The 1,236-nt window shown below is 57.9% G+C and carries 2 protein-coding genes; both read left to right on the forward strand.

Going from position 1 to position 1,236, the window contains the following annotated elements:
* Positions 1-32 precede the first annotated feature (32 nt).
* Positions 33-380: a quaternary ammonium compound efflux SMR transporter QacE delta 1 gene (locus PSF11_RS21145; protein ID WP_000679427.1), complete on the forward strand. Its 348-nt coding sequence runs from the start codon at positions 33-35 to the stop codon at positions 378-380.
* The gene (gene sul1 / locus PSF11_RS21150) at positions 374-1,213 is read left to right on the forward strand and encodes a sulfonamide-resistant dihydropteroate synthase Sul1 (protein ID WP_000259031.1); all 840 of its coding nucleotides are present in this window, start codon (positions 374-376) and stop codon (positions 1,211-1,213) included. The genes PSF11_RS21145 and sul1 overlap by 7 nt, the downstream gene beginning before the upstream one ends.
* The last annotated feature ends 23 nt before the right edge of the window (positions 1,214-1,236 follow it).

Genomic DNA, 1,236 nt, shown 5'->3' on the forward strand with positions numbered 1-1,236 from the left:
TAATAAGCCCTACACAAATTGGGAGATATATCATGAAAGGCTGGCTTTTTCTTGTTATCGCAATAGTTGGCGAAGTAATCGCAACATCCGCATTAAAATCTAGCGAGGGCTTTACTAAGCTTGCCCCTTCCGCCGTTGTCATAATCGGTTATGGCATCGCATTTTATTTTCTTTCTCTGGTTCTGAAATCCATCCCTGTCGGTGTTGCTTATGCAGTCTGGTCGGGACTCGGCGTCGTCATAATTACAGCCATTGCCTGGTTGCTTCATGGGCAAAAGCTTGATGCGTGGGGCTTTGTAGGTATGGGGCTCATAATTGCTGCCTTTTTGCTCGCCCGATCCCCATCGTGGAAGTCGCTGCGGAGGCCGACGCCATGGTGACGGTGTTCGGCATTCTGAATCTCACCGAGGACTCCTTCTTCGATGAGAGCCGGCGGCTAGACCCCGCCGGCGCTGTCACCGCGGCGATCGAAATGCTGCGAGTCGGATCAGACGTCGTGGATGTCGGACCGGCCGCCAGCCATCCGGACGCGAGGCCTGTATCGCCGGCCGATGAGATCAGACGTATTGCGCCGCTCTTAGACGCCCTGTCCGATCAGATGCACCGTGTTTCAATCGACAGCTTCCAACCGGAAACCCAGCGCTATGCGCTCAAGCGCGGCGTGGGCTACCTGAACGATATCCAAGGATTTCCTGACCCTGCGCTCTATCCCGATATTGCTGAGGCGGACTGCAGGCTGGTGGTTATGCACTCAGCGCAGCGGGATGGCATCGCCACCCGCACCGGTCACCTTCGACCCGAAGACGCGCTCGACGAGATTGTGCGGTTCTTCGAGGCGCGGGTTTCCGCCTTGCGACGGAGCGGGGTCGCTGCCGACCGGCTCATCCTCGATCCGGGGATGGGATTTTTCTTGAGCCCCGCACCGGAAACATCGCTGCACGTGCTGTCGAACCTTCAAAAGCTGAAGTCGGCGTTGGGGCTTCCGCTATTGGTCTCGGTGTCGCGGAAATCCTTCTTGGGCGCCACCGTTGGCCTTCCTGTAAAGGATCTGGGTCCAGCGAGCCTTGCGGCGGAACTTCACGCGATCGGCAATGGCGCTGACTACGTCCGCACCCACGCGCCTGGAGATCTGCGAAGCGCAATCACCTTCTCGGAAACCCTCGCGAAATTTCGCAGTCGCGACGCCAGAGACCGAGGGTTAGATCATGCCTAGCATTCACCTTCCGGCCGCCCGCT

This window comes from Providencia sp. PROV119, from assembly GCF_028482435.1.
Lineage (GTDB): Bacteria > Pseudomonadota > Gammaproteobacteria > Enterobacterales > Enterobacteriaceae > Providencia > Providencia stuartii.